This is a genomic window from Kitasatospora sp. NPDC001527 (assembly GCF_040298605.1).
In the GTDB taxonomy this organism is placed as follows: Bacteria; Actinomycetota; Actinomycetes; order Streptomycetales; family Streptomycetaceae; genus Kitasatospora.
Genome location: NZ_JBEPAM010000032.1, coordinates 41332 through 58639 on the forward strand (window position 1 = coordinate 41332; position 17308 = coordinate 58639).

The following is a 17308-nucleotide window of genomic DNA, read 5'->3' on the forward strand; positions in this document are numbered from 1 at the left end:
GCAGTCCTAGGCGGGGTGCGGGGTGCGGTCGCGGACCATCAGGGCGGCCCGTTTGCCGGGCAGGTCGAGTTCGCCGGCGAGCCGGAAGCCGGCCCGCCGGAAGGCGCGGACGGAGCGCCGGTTGCGGACGTCGGGTTCGGCCACCACCCGTGCGCAGCGCGGCCGCTCCCGCAGGACGCGGTCGGCCAGCGCGGCGAGCAGGACGGCGCCGAGGCCCCGGCCGCGGCTGGTGGCGGGGCCGAGCAGCAGGTGCAGGCCGGTGTCGTGCGGCCGGGCCGGGTAGTGCGCGGCGAGCGGGTCGAGGTCGGCGCGGTAGACCTCCCAGTAGCTCATCGGGGCGCCGTCGAGCAGGCCGAGACAGGGCAGGCTGTGCCCGTCGCCGTCGAGCTGCCCGCGCAGGTGCCGCTCGGTGACGGCCGGCGGGCCGGCCAGTTCCCAGAAGGCGGCGACCTCGGGGTCGTTCATCCAGCCGGCGAGCAGGCCGAGGTCGGCGGGCAGCCGCACGCCGCGCAGCCGGAACTCCCCGGCCGCGGTGGGCATGGCGCCCCACCGGGCCGGGTCCCGGCCCGCGTCCGGCCCGGCCGTCGGCGCGGTGCCGGTCACGCGCCGGCCACCGGGTTGGGGATGTCGACGTAGACGGACTGGGTGGCGACCGGGCCGACCAGTTCGTCCAGACCCTGGACCCGGGTGAGCAGGTTGGCCTTGCAGGGCAGGGTCGGCGCGTCCAGCAGCAGGCCGGGCAGCGTGGAGCGGGTGGCGGTGGCGGCGGGCCCGGCCAGGAACCGGCGCAGCGCGGCCAGCAGCACGGCCTCGTCGGCGAGTTGCTGGGAGCCGAGCGCGCCGACCAGCCCGAGCACGTGGTTGATGCCCAGGTAGTAGGCGAAGTGGTGGTCGATCACCGGGTCGTCGAGGAAGGTGTCGCTCCGGGTGCCGAGGCCGGGCAGCCGGGCGGTGAGCCGGTCGGTGGCGCTGCGCCGGTAGTAGTAGCCCTGGTTGTCGCGGTAGCGGCCGCCCTCGGGCCAGCCGGCGGCGTCCAGCAGCACCAGGCTGTTCTGCTGGTGGGCCTCCAGGGCGATGCCGGCCGTGCCGTCCAGCCACAGGACGGGCAGCACGACGGCGTCCAGGTAGCGCAGGAACCATTCGGCGGTCACCGTGGGCAGCGGGCGGCCGGTGCGGGCGGCGAGCGAGCGCAGCAGGTCGCCGAGCCGGGACGGGACGGTGTCGCCGCGGGCGCCGTGCGGCCGTTCGGCGGCGAGCCCGGCCACGCAGTAGGCGCGGTCCCCGGGGGCGAAGGGCTGGGCGCGCAGCACGGTGTCCAGGCCGCCCGGGTCGCCGAGGTCCGGGTGGTCGACGCCGATCCAGGCGGGGTCGCGGACGATGTCGAAGCCCGGGTGGGCGGCCCGCCACTCGGCGCCGAGGCCGCTCTCCAGCAGCCGGTGCATCTCCAGGCCCCGGTGGAGCTCCTTGCGCAGGTTCTCCCGGCGGGAGTTGGTGATCCGCAGGCCCAGCGAGAGCTTGAGCATCCAGGGGGTGCCGGGCCGGTAGACGGTGCGCACGGAGGAGGTGGGGTACCAGGGGGCGCCGGCCGGGCCGAGGTCGTGCAGCCGGCCCTCGGCGAACAGGGCGGCGACGGCCGGGCGGTGGGCGAGTTCCCGGGCCTGCCAGGGGTGCAGTGGCAGGGCGGCGGTGCCGGGCGGCAGCAGGGCGGGGTCGTCGAGCAGCCCGGCGGTGATCCGCTCGGCGCTCCGGGCGACGGCGGAGCCGGCGGCGAGCAGGTCGCGGTCGACGGCGTACCAGTGCAGTTGGAAGGAGCCGTGCAGTTCGGGCGAGTAGGCGGCGCTCTGGGCGGGGCCCAGGCCGTCGCGGCTCTTCGGGGTGGGGTGCAGCGGATGGCCGAGCAGCAGGGACTGCTCGGCGGCGAGGAACTCCGAGCGCTCGGGTCCGCCGGGCACCGGGGCGGTGGCGGCGCGGTGGTGGGCGAGGATGTCGGCGGTGCGGACCACCGAGTCGGCGACCCTGGCGGCGAGGTCGGCGACCTGCCCCGGGTCGGGCCGCTCGGCGGCCGCGGCGGCCAGCAGGGCGGCGGCGGTGACGGCGTCCACCGGGGCTTCGGCGAAGTCCCCGACCGCGTTGGCCTCGCCGGCCGCCAGGCCGACCGGGCCGAACCGGTGCCAGCCGGCCCGCGACCAGTGCCGGACCGGGGCGGAGAGCCGGGCGGCGCCGCCGAGGACGGCGATCCGCAGGTACCCGTCGGGGCCGGGGACGGCGCCGGTCTCGCGGGCCCAGCAGCGCAGCAGGGCCTCCAGGGCGGCTTGTTCGGCGGCGACGGCCGGGTCCGGGTGGAGCAGCCGGTCGGACCGGGCCGGGGCGGCGGCGGTGGCGGGGCGGCGGGCCGGGAGACGGGGCGGGGCTCCGGTCAGGGCGGTGCTCAATGCTGCTCCTTGAGGCGCGTGGAGTGCCGACGCGCAGGAGGTGGAGGGAACTGGCGGGCGCTCACACCGTCGCGTCAGGTAAGGGTTACCTATCCCTGAGCGGTGATCACAAGGAGGGCTCACTCGTCCGGGTGAAGACCGTCGGTTTCACGGTTCGCGAGGACTCCCGGGCCCGCCGCACGGGGTATAGCGGGCCGCCCCCGCGTCACGGATCGGTGACCCCCGTGGCGGGGCGGAACCCGGGGGCCGCCCGGGACCGTCCTGGTGGCCAGTGGCAGACTCCAGGACGGCGGTCCGCCGCCCACACCGAACTACCAGGGGGACAGCACCATGCCAGCGATCCACCGGTCAGCCGCGGCGGCGCTCCTCGCCGCGGGGACCCTGCTCGCCGTCACCGCCTGCGGCCCGGACGGGCCTTCGGGCGGGGGCACCGCAGCACCGCCGCCCTCCGGCGGCGCCACCGCCTCCGCGTCCGCCACCGCCGCGGGGGGCGGCAGTGGCGTGATCGGCGGCATCACCCTGCCCTCGGGCCTTCCGACCGGCCTGCTGGAGGGCCTGCCGAAGAGCTGGGACGACCTGACGAAGTGGAAGTTCGAGGACTGGGACAACTGGGCGTCCAAGCACGTCTTCAACAACCCGATCGTCAAGGACTTCTGGAACCCGGACAAGATGGGCGACTCCAAGCCGGCCGACCCGGCACCGCCCACCGCCAAGCCCGCCGAGGACGCCGGGGTCACCGACCCCGAGCCGCCGGTGGTCAAGGCCGCGCCGGTGCCGCGCCCGTACACCAAGCAGCCCTCCGGGAAGGTCTTCTTCTCGGCCGAGGGCGGCCGCGGCAACTGCTCGGCCACCGTGATCCAGGACCCGGCGCACCCGGGGAAGAGCAACCTGGTCTGGACGGCCGGCCACTGCGTCCACCCGGGCAAGGGCGGCAGCTACTTCAAGGACCTGGTCTTCGTCCCGGCCTACAACAACTCGGGCGCCTCCAGCGGCGGCAAGAAGGCCCCGCTGTCCGAGCTGGCGCCGCTCGGCACCTGGTGGGCCAAGGACGTGGTGACCTCGCCGCAGTGGCTGGTCGAGGGCGGCGGCACCGGTGACGCCGCGAACCAGTACGACTTCGCGATCATGCGGGTGAACAACCAGAACGACACCGGCAAGTCGTTGGAGGAGACGGTCGGCGGGGCCGTCCCGGTCTGGTTCGACGCGCCGCGCGACAAGCTCGCCGTGACGGCGATCGGCTACCCGCTCTACAAGCCGTTCGACGGCCAGGAGCTCTACAAGTGCGAGGGCGGGAAGCCGACCCGGCTCTCCTTCGACCCGAAGCGCCCGTCGATGCTGACCATAGGCTGCAACATGACCCAGGGCTCCAGCGGCGGCGGCTGGTTCGCGCCGATGCCGGACGGCAGGCTGGCGCTGGTCTCCAACACCTCGATCGGCACCCAGGAGCACACCTCGCTGAGCGGGCCGTACCTGGAGACGGTCGCCAAGCAGGCGCTGGACTGGATCGCGAAGAAGAAGTAGCCGCGCCGGACACGGGGCGGGCCCCGGTTCCCCCTCACGGGAGGGAACCGGGGCCCGTCCGCGCGGCGCGGCTCAGCCCTGCGGCGTCAGCGCCACCGCGAAGTGCTCCAGCTCGGCGGCCAGCTCGACCGGCACCTTGGCGTGCAGCAGGGTGCCCTCGCCGGTGTGCTCGGTGGCGAGCAGCTCGCCCTCGGCGTGCACCCGGGACACCAGGGCGCCCTGGGTGTACGGGACCAGCGCGTGCACCTCGACGGCCGGGCGCGGCAGCTCCTCGTCGATGAGCTTGAGCAGCTCGTCGATGCCCTCGCCGGTGCGGGCCGACACCACGATGGCGTGCGGCTCCCGGCGCAGCAGGCGCTGCAGCACGTGCGGGTCGGCCGCGTCGGCCTTGTTGATCACCACGATCTCCGGCACGTTCTGCGCGTCGACCGAGACGACGACCTCGCGGACGGCGGCCAGCTGGGTCTCCGGCTCGGGGTGCGAGCCGTCCACCACGTGCAGGATGAGGTCCGCGTCGGCGACCTCCTCCATGGTGGAGCGGAACGCCTCGACCAGGTGGTGCGGCAGGTGCCGGACGAAGCCGACGGTGTCGGCCAGGGTGTAGACCCGGCCGCTCGGGGTCTGCGCCCGGCGCACGGTCGGGTCGAGGGTGGCGAACAGCGCGTTCTCCACCAGCACGCCCGCGCCGGTGAGCCGGTTGAGCAGGGAGGACTTGCCGGCGTTGGTGTAGCCGGCGATGGCCACGGACGGCACCTGGTGGCGCTTGCGCTCCCGGCGCTTGGTGTCGCGGCCCTTCTTCATGTCGGCGATCTCCCTGCGGAGCTTCGCCATCTTCTCGCGGATGCGGCGCCGGTCGGTCTCGATCTTGGTCTCACCGGGACCACGGGTGGCCATGCCGCCGCCGGACGAGCCGGAGCCGCCACCACCCATCTGCCGGGAGAGCGACTGACCCCAGCCGCGCAGTCGCGGCAGCATGTACTGCATCTGCGCGAGCGAGACCTGCGCCTTGCCCTCGCGGGACTTGGCGTGCTGGGCGAAGATGTCCAGGATCAGGGCCGTCCGGTCGACGACCTTGACCTTGACGACGTCCTCGAGGTGGATCAGCTGGCCCGGGGTGAGCTCACCGTCGCAGACCACGGTGTCCGCCCCGGTGGAGGAGACGATGTCGCGCAGCTCCTGCGCCTTGCCGGAGCCGATGTAGGTGGCCGCGTCGGGCTTGTCGCGGCGCTGGATGACGCCGTCCAGCACCTCGGAGCCGGCCGTCTCGGCCAGTGCGGCGAGCTCGGCCATCGAGTTCTCCGCCTCCTCCAGGGTGCCGTCGGTCCACACACCGACGAGCACCACGCGCTCCAGGCGGAGCTGGCGGTACTCGACCTCGGTGACGTCCTGGAGTTCGGTGGAGAGGCCGGCGACACGGCGGAGCGCGGCACGCTCGCTGCGGTCGTACTGGTCGCCGTCGTAGTGGTGGCCGAGGTCCTCGTCGATGGCCGCGAGGTCCTCGTCCATGAGGGCTTCCGCTCGCAGACCGCCGAGGCGGCGCGGGGCGTCGGCGTGGTCGCGGGTGTCGAACGTGGAGGTCATTCTGTCCTTTGGCTGCTGGAACGGGTGGCCTGTGCGCGACCGTACGGACGGTCGTGCCCGGAGTCTGCCCAGCTGCCGCCCCGTCTAGCACTCGGGCGAGGTGTGAGCTACCCCTCGGGGCCGCGGGACGGGCTGAGACTCCTCCGCCCGGTCAACGCCGCGGTCCGGCCGTGAATTCCCCATGATGGTCGCACGCCGGGCGCGTGCCGGTCATCCTCATTTCCTCCAGCGGCGCCGGGGCGTTCGCCGGGGCGGCCGGGGCCCGGCCCGGGCCGCCGCCCGCCGGCGCGTGCGGGCGTTCCACGTCGTACACCCCGGAGACCCGCAGCATGGCCCGCAGCACCGCGGCCAGCGCGGCCGGGTCCGGCAGCTCCACGGTGTAGGTGTGCCGCACCCGCAGCTCCTGCGGCGGCTCCACCTCGGCCGCGACGATCCCGACGCCCTCCCCCGAGATCGCGGCCGTGAGGTCGGCCAGCAGCCGGGGCCGGTTCAGCGCCTCGGCCCGCAGGGTGGCCCGGTAGCCGGCCGCCGGGGCGCCGCCGGGACGCCAGTGGACCTCCAGGGCGCCGCGCCCGTCGGCCCGCATCCGCTCCCCCGCCGGACAGCCGGCCCGGTGCACCGCGACCGCGCCGCCGCGGATCGGGTAGCCGGCGATCTCGTCCGGCGGCACCGGGGTGCAGCAGCGGGCCAGCCGGACGGGCGCCCCGGGGCGGCCCGCCACGGTGACCGGCGCGGCGGGCCGGCCCGCGGCCACCGGGCGGTCGGGCGGCGCGGGCTGCCCGGCGGACGGGCCGGTGCGGACCACCGGGCGGCGCGGCGGGTGGTCGGCCAGCCAGCGCTCGATGGCCAGCCGGGCACCGGGGGTGCGGGCGTGCGCCAGCCACTCGGGCGCGGGTCCGGCGGCCTCCTCGGTGAGGATCGCCACCCGGTCGCCGTCGTGCAGCACGGTGGAGAGCGCCGCGAGCCGGCCGTTCACCCGGGCCCCGATGCAGCGGTGGCCGGTCTCCTCGCCGAGCAGGTAGGCGGCGTCCACACAGGTGGCGCCGGCCCTGAGCTGAAGCGTTTCGCCACGCTCGGTGACCACGGTGATCTCGCGGTCCCCGGCCAGGTCGGCGGTGAGCGCGGACCAGAAGGCGTCCGGGTCCGGGGTCTCCTGCTGCCACTCCAGCAGCCGGGAGAGCCAGCCCGGCCGGGCCGGGTCGGTGCGGTCCAGTTCGTCCCGGCCCTGCTCGCCGGCGCCGGCCCCGGGCTGCCGGGGGTCACCGAGCGCGACCACCCCGGTCTCGGCGACCTCGTGCATCCGCCGGGTGCGCACCAGCACCTCGACCACCGCGCCGCCGGCCAGCGCCACCGCGGTGTGCAGCGACTGGTACAGGTTGAACTTCGGCGCGGCCACGAAGTCCTTGAACTCCCCCGGCAGCGGGGTCCAGCAGGTGTGCAGTTCGCCGAGCACCGCGTAGCAGTCGGCGTTCTCCTCGACCACCACCAGCAGCCGCCCGAAGTCGGCCGGCTGCGGACCCTGCGGCCTGCCGTCCGGCCCGGGGGCGGCGGCCCGCTTGAGCAGCACCCGGTGCAGCGAGACGCAGTGCCGGGGGCGGACGGTCACCTCGGCGGCGATCCCGGCCTCGGCGAGCTGGCGGGCCAGGTCACGCGCGAACGGCGCCAGCAGGGTGTCGGGACCGGCCTCGTGCCGGCCGAGCAGGGCGCGGGTGCGGGTGTGCTCCTCGGGGTGCAGGGTGGCGAAGACGATGTCCTCCAGCTCCGCCTTGAGCACCTGGATGCCCAGCCGCTCGGCCAGCGGGATCAGCACGTCCCGGGTGACCTTGGCGATCCGCACCTGGCTGGCCGGCTTCATGTGCCGGATGGTGCGCATGTTGTGCAACCGGTCGGCGAGCTTGATGACCATCACCCGGACGTCGTCCCCGGTGGCGACCAGCATCTTGCGGAAGGTCTCGGCCTCCGCCGCCGCGCCGAAGTCCACCTTCTCCAGCTTCGTCACCCCGTCGACCAGGTAGGCGACTTCGGGCCCGAAGCCCTCGGCCACCTGGTCCAGCGTCAACTCGGTGTCCTCGACCGTGTCGTGGAGCAGCGAGGCGACCAGGGTCGTGGTCCCGGCGCCGAGTTGGGCGAGGATCATGGTGACGGCCAGCGGATGGGTGATGTACGGCTCGCCGCTCTTGCGCTTCTGGCCGCGGTGGCTCGCCTCGGCCAGCCGGTAGGCCCGGCCGAGCAGGCCGAGGTCGGCCTGCGGATGGTGCCGGCGGTGGGCCTGGACCAGCGGTTCCAGCGCGTCCGGCACCGGCGGACGGCCGGTGGCCAGCAGCGCGGCGCGCCCGGCGCGGCCGAGCGCGGCCCGGCCCAGCTCTCCGAGCGGGCGTCTGGGCCCGGCTTGCCGTGCGGACGTCGGCTGCCCCGCCAGGGGCTGCCCGGCTTCGATGGTCATCGGCACCTCCGGCAGCGGTACCGGGGGCGTGGGCCGACCCGGTGGTCCATGCTACCGAGCAGAGCACGTTCCGTGGGGCCCCGCTTCCCGTCCGTCAGGGGTATCACCCGAACGGGGGGATTCGATCGAGGACGAATTGGGCAAACGCGAGTCGGCCGGCCCCCGGCCCGCACCAGCGGGCGGGCCCGGGCGGCCGACGGCGGGTCAGATCCCCAGGACCAGCGCCGACCAGGCGGGGTCCAGCTCGCCGCGGGCGACGATGACCGCGGGTCCGGTCTTCTCCACCCGGCCGTCCGGGTGCTCGGTGATCGTCAACCGGCCGCCCAGCACGTCCACCGCGTACGTCACGGCCTCGCCGGTGACCGCCGGGTCCACGCCGTCCCGGCGGGCGGCGGCCACCGCGACCGCGCACGCGCCGGTGCCGCAGGAGCGGGTCTCGCCGGAGCCGCGCTCGTGCACCCGCATCGCGACGTGCCGCGGCCCGCGGTCCACCACGAACTCGACGTTGACGCCCTGCGGGTAGACGCCCTCGGGGCTCACCGGCGGCGCGGTCCGCAGCTCGCCGGCGTGGTCCAGGCTCTCGACGAACGCGACCGCGTGCGGATTGCCCATGTTGACGTTCAGGGCCGGCCAGCTGCGCCCGCCGACCGCCACCTCGATCCCGTCCGGACCGGGCAGCAGCGCGTGCCCCATGTCCACGGTGATCTCGCCGGGCGTGCCGTCCTCGGCGTCCTCGGCGACCCGTACGGTCCGCAGACCGGCCCGGGTGGCCACCGGCAGCTCGCCCGGCTTCGCCAGCCCGGCCTCGACCAGGTAGCGGGCGAAGACCCGGATGCCGTTGCCGCACATCTCGCCGATCGAGCCGTCGGAGTTGCGGTAGTCCATGAACCACTCGGCCCGGTCGGCCTGGCCCGCCGCGACCGGGTCGGCGGCGGAGCGCACCACGCGCAGCAGCCCGTCACCGCCGATGCCCGACCGGCGGTCGCACAGCGCGGCCACGGCCTCGGGACCGATGGTCAGCCGGCCGTCCGGATCGGGGACGATGACGAAGTCGTTCTGGGTGCCGTGCCCCTTGAGGAAGGGGAGGCCGACGGGCTGCGCGGAGGATGCGGTCACCCTCCCGATGGTACCGAGACGCCCCGGACCCGCGCCCTCCGGTTCCGCCCCGAGCCGCTGCCGACCCGACAGCCGGAGGGCCCGCAGGCGCCTCAGCGACCCGACAGCCGGACGACCCGCCACAGGGCCAGCGCGCAGGCGGCCAGCACGATCAGCGTGTAGATCACGATCGCCTTCCACCCGGCCCGCTCCCCGGTGCCGCGGCGCGGCAGGCCGGGCCACTTGTACCCCGCGTGCCGGGCCGCCATCGCGCCCCAGCCGAGCGAGGCCGCGGTGAGCAGCAGGCCGAGCATCCCGATCATCGCCGAACCGGCCCCGGCCGAGCCGAAGGCCAGCGGGAAGGCGAACATCAGCGAGCCGGCGGTGGCCACCAGGGCGATCGGCAGGGTCTGCCACCAGCGCAGCCGGCGGCGCGGGCGGATCTCCCGCTCGTGCACCGCGCCGGAGGGGGCGCGGGTGTCCAGGGCCGGCAGGGCGACCGCGTACGAGGTGGGCGCGTCGAGGCCGGGCAGCACCGGCAGGTCGGGCAGCGTCGAGGCGTCGAGGTCGCCGGCCTGCGCCGTGGCACGGCCACCGCCGTTGCCGGACGCGCCGTTCGCGGACCTGGCGCTCCGGCCGGTCTCGGGGCCGGTACCCGTGGACACGCGGCCTCCCCTGACAGTTCGACACGAGCGCGGACTCGCGGCCGGGCACGGCCGGCCCGCCGGGCCGACCCTTACGGCATCGATGATGGCATGTCCAGAGTGGCGTTCCGGGCCTGACCGGGGTCGGCGGGTGATCCGTGGCCATCACGTGATCCGGCCGTGACCGCCATGCCGTCCTGCACGCCCGTCTGCGCGCGCAACTGCACCGCCGGATGGCCGGAAAGCGCCTGTCGGACGGCGAGTTCCTGATGGTCGATCAGTTCCAGCGAGCGGTCCAGCAGCTCGACCGGGTCGGTGCCGGCCGGCCGTGCGAGCCAGTGGATCCGGTCGTCCCGGCGGAACCAGGACTCCTGGCGGCGGGCGAAGCGCTTGGTGGCCCGGACCGTCTCGGCGCGCGCCTCGTCCTCCGTGCACAGGCCGGCGAAGTGGTCCAGCACCTGCTGGTAGCCGAGCGCCCGGGAGGCCGTCCGCCCCTCGCGCAGCCCGGCCCCCTCCAGCTCCCGCACCTCGTCCAGCAGCCCGGCCCGCCACATCCGGTCCACCCGCAGGGTGATCCGCTCGTCCAGTTCGGGACGCGGCACCGCGACGCCGATCTGGACCGCCTCGTACACGGCGGTGTTGCTCGGCAGGTTGGCGGTGAACGGCTGCCCGGTGATCTCGATGACCTCCAGCGCCCGGACGATCCGCCGGCCGTTGCTGGTCAGGATCGCCTCCGCGGCGGGCGGGTCCAGCTCGGCCAGCCGCCGGTGCAGCGCGAACGGGCCGGCCAGCTCCAGCTCCTCCTCCAGCCGGGCGCGGACCGCGGGGTCGGTGCCCGGGAAGTCCATCTCGTCGATCGCCGCCCGGACGTACAGGCCGGAGCCGCCGACCAGGACGGGGGTGCGTCCGGCCGCGAGCAGGCGGTCGATCTCGGCCCGCGCCAGCCGCTGGTACTCGGCCACGCTGGCGGCCTCGGTGACGTCCCAGACGTCCAGCAGGTGGTGCGGGATGCCGCCGCGCTCCTCCTCGGTGAGCTTGGCCGTACCGATGTCCATGCCGCGGTAGAGCTGCATCGAGTCGGTGTTGATCACCTCGCCGCCGAGGGCGCGGGCCAGGGCGACGGCCAGGTCGGACTTGCCGGCGGCGGTCGCGCCGACGACCGAGACGACGCGGGGGCGGGCGGACTGGGCGGTGGTGGAGCTGCTCACCGGTCAAGTCTGCCAGGGAACGCCGGCCCGCCGTCGGCCCGGCCCGCCGCGCCCCGGTTGCACCCGCTTTCCACCGGCCCGTCCCCTTGCGAACGGTTCCGTCCTGCCGGACGTTGTGAGAGGGACAGAGAGGAAGGGTGAGGCGCCATGGGTCTGATGGACAACCTCAAGGGCAAGGCCGGAGAGCTCAAGGACAAGGCCAGCGAGTTCGCCGGCAAGCACAGCGATCAGATCGGGAGCGCGGTGGAGAAGGCCGGCGGCGCGATCGACAAGGCCACCAAGGGCAAGTACACCGAGAAGATCGAGCACGGCACCAGCAAGGCCAAGGACGCCGTCGACGACTTCGCCCACAAGCCCGGCGCTCCCGGCACTCCCGGCACTCCCGGCGCTCCTGGCGCTCCCGGCACTCCGACGGACGGCTCCCCGGGTCCGACCGCCTGACCGGCCCCGCCGGGGCCCCGCGGCCCGGCTCCGGGAGGCTCAGCTCCAGGAGGCGACCAGGTACCCCACGCCGTACGGGGCGTCCTGGTAGCCCAGCCGCGCGGTGAGGCCGGCGCCCTCGGCGGCGCCGGCCAGCACCTGCCAGGGCGCCCGGCCCTCGGCCTTCAGCTCGGCGGCCAGCCCCGGGTCCAGCGCGGCCAGCGCGGTGGTGTCCGCCGAGCCCAGCGCCCGCGCCAGCCCGGCGTCGAAGCCCTCGGCCCGCTCGTCCAGGTAGCCGGGCGCCTTCAGCGACCGGCAGGCGCTGCCGTCGCCCATCACCAGCAGCCCGACCCGGTCGGCCAGCCCGGCCAGCCCCCGGCCCAGCCCGAGCATCCGGTCGGCGGGCGCGTCGGCGGGCACCGCGCAGGCGTGCGTCGGCAGCGTCACCCCGGCCCGGCCGAGCAGCCAGGCGCCGACGGTCAGCGCGGGCGCCAGTTCCGGCCCCTCGGCCCGGCCGCCGGGCAGCGCGGCCACCAGCGGCACGCCGTACCGGTGGAACGACCCGGCCCCGCCCTCGGTCCACACCTCGGCCTGCGGCCCGGTGCCGACGACCACGAGCAGCTCCGGAGCGGCCGCCAGCACCACCGCGAGCGCCTCGTCGCAGGCCGCGCGCAGCGGCTCCAGCTCCGGCGCCGCCCCGGCGGCGACCTCCGGGACGAGCAGCGGCGGACAGGGACAGACGGCGGCGGCAACCAGCATGTGGATCACTCTAGCCAAGAACGCGGGACGGCCCGGCGGGACCGAGGGGTCCCACCGGGCCGTCCCGCGTGCTCCGGCGCGGTCAGTCCCCGCAGCAGGCGCCGCCGGCCGGGGCGGCCGGCAGCAGCGCCGTCGGGGCGCCGATCGACGGCAGGCCGAGCATCACGCCGGCCGGCTTGGCGGCGGGCTTGGCCTGGCGCTTCTCCCAGGCGTCGCCCGCCCGGGTGCGGCGCACGGCGAGCGCCGGGCCCTCGGCCAGCAGGTGGTGCGGCGCGGCGTAGGTGATCTCCACGGTGACCGTGTCACCCGGGCGGACCGGCTCGGCGGGCCGGGTGAAGTGAACGAGCCGGTTGTCCGGCGCCCGGCCGGAGAGCCGGTCGGTGCGGTCGTCCTTCTTGCCCTCGCCCTCGGCGACCAGGATCTCCAGGGTGCGGCCGACCTGCTTCTTGTTCTCCTCCCAGGAGATCTCCTCCTGGAGGGCGATCAGCCGGTCGTAGCGGGCCTGGACGACCGCCTTCGGGATCTGGTCGTCCATCTCGGCGGCCGGGGTGCCCGGGCGCTTGGAGTACTGGAAGGTGAAGGCGTTGGTGAAGCGGGCCTCGCGGACGACCTTCATGGTCTCCTCGAAGTCCTCCTCGGTCTCGCCGGGGAAGCCGACGATGATGTCGGTGGAGATGGCCGCGTCCGGCATCGCCTCGCGCACCTTGCGGATGATGCCGAGGAAACGCTCCTGCCGGTAGGAGCGGCGCATCGCCTTGAGGACGCGGTCGGAGCCGGACTGCAGCGGCATGTGCAGCTGGTGCATCACGCTCGGGGTCTCGGCCATCGCGGCGATCACGTCGTCGGTGAAGTCGCGCGGGTGCGGCGAGGTGAAGCGGATCCGCTCCAGGCCCTCGATCTGCCCGGCGGCGCGCAGCAGCTTGGAGAAGGCCTCGCGGTCGCCCAGGTCGGAACCGTAGGCGTTGACGTTCTGGCCGAGCAGGGTGACCTCGATGACGCCCTCGTCGACCAGCGCCCCGATCTCGGCGAGGACGTCGCCGGGGCGGCGGTCCTCCTCCTTGCCGCGCAGCGCGGGGACGATGCAGAAGGTGCAGGTGTTGTTGCAGCCGACCGAGATCGCGACCCACGCGGCGTAGGCGGACTCGCGGCGGGTGGGCAGCGTGGAGGGGAAGGTCTCCAGCGACTCCAGGATCTCGACCTGGGCCTTGCGCTCGACCGCGGCCCGCTCCAGCAGGGCCGGCAGGTGGCCGATGTTGTGGGTGCCGAAGACCACGTCGACCCAGGGGGCCTTGCGGACGATGGTGTCGCGGTCCTTCTGCGCCAGGCAGCCGCCGACGGCGATCTGCATGCCGTGGTGGCGGCTCTTGACCGGCGCCAGCTGCCCGAGGTTGCCGTACAGCTTGTTGTCGGCGTTCTCCCGCACCGCGCAGGTGTTGAACACCACCAGGTCGGGGTCGCCGTCCTGCCCCGCCTTGACGTACCCCGCGTCCTCCAGCAGCCCGGAGAGCCGCTCGGAGTCGTGGACGTTCATCTGGCAGCCGTACGTGACGACCTTGTAGCTCTTCGATCCGCTGTCACCGCTCACCCGACCAGGGTACGGGCACCGGTGAAGAGGTTTCCCCCTCCCGTTCTTCTCCCCCGCCTGGCACTATCCCTGCATGGCCCCCAGCACTCCCTCCCGCCTACGCGCCGCGGCCCGCCGGCCGCTGTGGCGGATCGTGCTGGTCCTCGTCCTGGTGCTCGCGGGCCTGGGCGGCTGGTGGCTGTCGGAGAGCGGCTCGACCGGCTACCCGCGCGGCGAGACCAGGCTGGCCACCGGCGTGAAGCAGGGGGTGTACGACCGGTACGGGCAACTGCTGGACGCCCACCTCGCCAAGGCCATGCCGGGGGTGCGGCTGGAGCTGGACAACTCCGAGGGCTCGATCGACAACCTGGCCCGGGTCACCTCGGGCCGGGACGACTTCGCGATCGCCACCGCCGACGCCGTGGCCCAGTACACCGGCCCCGGCCGGGAGAAGCTGCGGGCCATCGCCCGGCTCTACGACGACTACCTGCAGCTGGTCGTGCCGGCCGACTCCCCGGTGCGCCGCGCCGCCGACCTCAAGGGCCTGCGGGTCGGCGTCGGCCAGTCGCTCTCCGGCGTGAACCTGGTGACCCGCAGGCTGCTGGCGGCGGCCGGGCTGGACCCCGACCGCGACATCGCCCCGGCCTTCCTGGGCATCACCGACGCCGCGAACGAGCTGCGGGCGGGCGGGCTGGACGCGTTCTTCTGGTCCGGCGGCCTGCCGACCAGCGCGCTCACCACGCTGTCCGAGCACGTCCGGATCCGGATCGTGCCACTGGGCGACCTCGCCGAGACCATCCACCTGGTCGAGGGCGGCGGCACGGACGCCTACCGGGCGGCCACCATGCCGAAGGGCACCTACCCCAACGCCGAGCCCCAGGACGAGGTCGCCACCGTCGCCGTGCCCAACCTGCTGATCACCCGGGCCGACGTGAACGCCGACCTGGTCCAGGGCATGACCCGGGCGGTGATCGACAGCCGCGACCAGATCGGCGCCCAGGTGCACGCCGCCCAACTGGTCGACCTGCGCACCGCCGTCTACACCGACCCCCTCCCCCTGCACGAGGGCGCCGCCCGCTACTACCGCTCGGTGAAGCCCTGAGGCCTTCCCGCCGGGCCTTCCCGCCGGTCCTTCCCGCTAGGCCTTCTTGCGCCCGGCCCGGGGCACCGCGAGGGTGACGGCGAGGCCCGACGGGGTCGCCGTCCCGAAGGTGAGCGAGCCGCCGGCCGCCTGGAGCAGGGTGCGGGCGATCGACAGGCCCAGGCCCGACCCGTCCACGTTCTGGTGCCGGGTGCTGCGCCAGAAGCGGTCGCCGACCCGGGCCAGCTCCTCCTCGGTGAGGCCGGGGCCCTGGTCCGAGACGGTCACCGCGACCTCCTCGCGCCGCACCGCGACCAGCACCCGCACCCGGCTCCCCCCGGGGCCGAACTTGAGCGCGTTGTCGAGCACCGCGTCCAGCGCGCTGCCGAAGCCGATCGGGTCGGCCAGGCCGAGCGCCAGCGCCGGGCCCTCCCAGGCCAGCTCGATCCCGCGCTGACCGGCCAGCGGCCGCCAGGCGTCCACCCGCTCCAGGGTGAGCACGGCCAGGTCGGTGGGCTCGGGTTCGGGGCGGGCGTGCTCGGCGGTGGCCAGCCCGAGCAGGTCGTCGAGCACCCGGGCCAGCCGGACGCCCTCCTCGCGGACCCCGCCGAGCTCCTCCTCGTGCCCCTCGGGCAGCTCCAGACCGAGCACCTCGACCCGCAGCAGCAGCGCCGCCAGCGGGTTGCGCAGCTGGTGCGAGGCGTCGGCGACGAAGGCCTTCTGCTGGTCCAGGGCGAGCACCACGTGGTCGGCCATCTCGTTGAACGAGCGGGCCAGCCGCTGCAGCTCGGGCGGGCCGCCGCCGGACGCCACCCGGGCGTTCATCCGGCCGGTGGCGATGTCGTGGGTGGCCCGGTCCAGGGTGCGGACCGGACGCAGCACCCATTCGGTGAGCCGGGCGGCGAGCAGCACCGCGACGATCATCGCGGCGGCCTCGCCGGCGCCGATCACCAGCCACTTGCGCACCACCCGGGCGCGCAGCGCGGCGGTCGGGGACTCGCTGAGCACCACGGCGACCACGTCGCCGTCGCGGACCACCGGGGTGGCGACGGTGAGCGTGCGGTCCGGGGTCCACGGCCACACCTGCGGCGGATTGTGGCTGCGCCGGCCGTCCAGCGCCTCCTGGAAGGCCTGGTCGCCCCAGCCCTCCGAGGGCACCCCCCAGCCGGCCGGGGCCACCGCGATCGGCATGCCGTCGCGCTGGAAGATGCCGATCCGCACCCCGTAGAGCTCGTGGTAGCGCGCCACCTCGGCGTCCAGCGCGTGCCGGCGGCTGACGTCGCCGGGGGCGGGCTGCGGGTCCCCCTTGAGCGCCGACTCCAGACCGGAGAGCCCGGAGGTCGGCAGGTCCTGGGCGAACCGGGCGGCGTCGTCGAGCCGGTCGACGACCACCCGGCTCTGCTCGGCGGCCGCGAACGCCGCCGCGAGCGGCATGCCGAGCGCGGCGAGCACGCAGAGCATCAGCGCGAGCAGGATGCCGAGCAGGCGGGTGCGCACGTGCGGTCAGCGCTCCGCGCGGGCCGGGGGCGGGGTGTCACCGGCCGCGGCCGGGCACTCGGGTATCAGCCGGTAGCCGACGCCCCGGACGGCCTCGACCAGGCCGGGCAGGGCGAGCTTGGTGCGCAGCGAGCCGATGTGCACCTCCAGGGTGCGGCCGTTGCCCTCCCAGCCGCTGCGCCAGACCTCGCTGAAGATCTGCTCGCGGCGGTAGACCACGCCGGGGCTCTGGGCGAGCAGCGCCAGCAGGTCGAACTCCTTGCGGGTGAGCGGGACGTCCCGGCCGTCGACGCTGACCCGGCGGCGTTCGCGGTCGATCACGATGCCGCGGGACTCCAGCGGGCCGCGCTGCTGCGGGACGGCGTCCGGGGCGGGCACCGCGACGGCGGCCGGCGCGGCGCCGCGGCGGGCCACGGCGTGGATCCGGGCGAGCAGTTCACCCATGTCGTAGGGCTTGGTCACGTAGTCGTCGGCGCCGAGGTTGAGGCCGTGGATCCGGGAGCGTATGTCGGCGCGCGCGGTCACCATGATCACCGGCACGCCGCTGCCGGCGCGGATCCGGCTGCAGACCTCGAAGCCGTCCCGGTCGGGCAGGCCGAGGTCGAGCAGGACGACCCGGTAGGGCTCGTTGCCGTCCGGCACCAGGGCGTCCAGCGCCTCGTGGCCGCTGCGGGCGTGCCGGACCTGGAATCCGTGCCGGCCCAGGACCGCGACCAGCGCGGCGGCCACGCGTTCGTCGTCCTCGACGAGCAGCAGTCGCATGTTTCTCCTCCTCTCCCGGACGGTTCTCCGGGGGTCTGTCCCGCGGCCGTCGCGCGGTGCCGACGGCTCCCCCTGCCGGGCATGTCCCGGTTCTGCGCAGTATGGGCCAGGGACGGCCCGGACGCCAGGCTCGGCCGGGGGCGGGGACCGGGGCGGCCGGCCCCGCCGGGGCTCCGCGGGGGCTCCGCGATCACGCCCGCCGCGGCCGCGGACGCTGCCACTGTGCCCGCCCCGGCCGCCGGTGAACAGGACCCGCCGATCGTGTGGCCGGATCGTGATCCTCAAGTTCCGCTCAGATCGG

Annotated in this window: 13 protein-coding genes and 1 pseudogene; 3 read left to right on the top strand and 11 right to left on the bottom strand. The window is 75.2% G+C overall.

All coding sequences use genetic code 11. The features are described from left to right. Positions 1-6: 6 nt before the first annotated feature. Both ABT238_RS25465 and ABT238_RS25470 read right to left on the bottom strand, forming a co-directional pair. Complete coding sequence (locus ABT238_RS25465) at positions 7-708, bottom strand: GNAT family N-acetyltransferase (RefSeq protein WP_502884333.1); 702 nt, start codon at positions 706-708, stop codon at positions 7-9. Further along, on the bottom strand, positions 600-2432 hold the full coding sequence (locus tag ABT238_RS25470; protein WP_350792430.1) for an IucA/IucC family protein: 1833 nt from the start codon (positions 2430-2432) through the stop codon (positions 600-602). Before ABT238_RS25470 ends, ABT238_RS25465 begins: the two co-directional genes overlap by 109 nt. 330 nt (positions 2433-2762) lie before the next feature. Between ABT238_RS25470 and ABT238_RS25475 the strand changes: the two genes are divergently transcribed. Continuing rightward, complete coding sequence (locus ABT238_RS25475; RefSeq protein ID WP_350569078.1) at positions 2763-3953, top strand: trypsin-like serine peptidase; 1191 nt, start codon at positions 2763-2765, stop codon at positions 3951-3953. A 72-nt stretch (positions 3954-4025) separates the two neighbouring features. On the opposite strand, the gene hflX is transcribed toward ABT238_RS25475, so the two are convergent. The 5 genes and pseudogenes from hflX to miaA form a co-directional block, all read right to left on the bottom strand. Continuing rightward, the gene (gene hflX, locus ABT238_RS25480; RefSeq protein ID WP_350569080.1) at positions 4026-5534 is read right to left on the bottom strand and encodes a GTPase HflX; all 1509 of its coding nucleotides are present in this window, start codon (positions 5532-5534) and stop codon (positions 4026-4028) included. A 151-nt stretch (positions 5535-5685) separates the two neighbouring features. Beyond that, positions 5686-7977, bottom strand: coding sequence for a RelA/SpoT family protein (locus ABT238_RS25485; protein ID WP_350792465.1), 2292 nt, complete (start codon positions 7975-7977; stop codon positions 5686-5688). Positions 7978-8181: 204 nt separating this feature from the next. Beyond that, the gene (gene dapF / locus ABT238_RS25490) at positions 8182-9093 is read right to left on the bottom strand and encodes a diaminopimelate epimerase (RefSeq protein ID WP_350792482.1); all 912 of its coding nucleotides are present in this window, start codon (positions 9091-9093) and stop codon (positions 8182-8184) included. 92 nt (positions 9094-9185) lie between these two features. After that, positions 9186-9737, bottom strand: coding sequence for a hypothetical protein (locus tag ABT238_RS25495; RefSeq protein WP_350792494.1), 552 nt, complete (start codon positions 9735-9737; stop codon positions 9186-9188). Positions 9738-9988: 251 nt separating this feature from the next. Next, positions 9989-10924: pseudogene (miaA, locus tag ABT238_RS25500) on the bottom strand (tRNA (adenosine(37)-N6)-dimethylallyltransferase MiaA); the annotation flags it as partial. 147 nt (positions 10925-11071) lie between these two features. Here miaA and ABT238_RS25505 point away from each other — a divergent pair. After that, positions 11072-11365: an antitoxin gene (locus ABT238_RS25505; RefSeq protein WP_350792506.1), complete on the top strand. Its 294-nt coding sequence runs from the start codon at positions 11072-11074 to the stop codon at positions 11363-11365. 39 nt (positions 11366-11404) lie between these two features. On the opposite strand, the gene ABT238_RS25510 is transcribed toward ABT238_RS25505, so the two are convergent. Beyond that, positions 11405-12103, bottom strand: a complete 699-nt coding sequence (locus ABT238_RS25510) for a class III extradiol dioxygenase subunit B-like domain-containing protein (protein WP_350569087.1) — start codon at positions 12101-12103, stop codon at positions 11405-11407. 82 nt (positions 12104-12185) lie between these two features. Then, complete coding sequence (gene miaB / locus ABT238_RS25515) at positions 12186-13688, bottom strand: tRNA (N6-isopentenyl adenosine(37)-C2)-methylthiotransferase MiaB (protein ID WP_350569089.1); 1503 nt, start codon at positions 13686-13688, stop codon at positions 12186-12188. 73 nt (positions 13689-13761) lie between these two features. On the opposite strand from miaB, the gene ABT238_RS25520 reads away from it, so the two are divergent. Then, positions 13762-14769, top strand: a complete 1008-nt coding sequence (locus ABT238_RS25520; protein WP_350569090.1) for a TAXI family TRAP transporter solute-binding subunit — start codon at positions 13762-13764, stop codon at positions 14767-14769. Positions 14770-14805: 36 nt separating this feature from the next. Here the strand turns inward: ABT238_RS25520 and ABT238_RS25525 are convergent, their stop codons facing one another. Further along, on the bottom strand, positions 14806-16245 hold the full coding sequence (locus ABT238_RS25525) for a sensor histidine kinase (RefSeq protein ID WP_350569092.1): 1440 nt from the start codon (positions 16243-16245) through the stop codon (positions 14806-14808). A 6-nt stretch (positions 16246-16251) separates the two neighbouring features. Then, complete coding sequence (locus ABT238_RS25530; RefSeq protein ID WP_350569093.1) at positions 16252-17007, bottom strand: response regulator transcription factor; 756 nt, start codon at positions 17005-17007, stop codon at positions 16252-16254. Positions 17008-17308 lie beyond the last annotated feature (301 nt).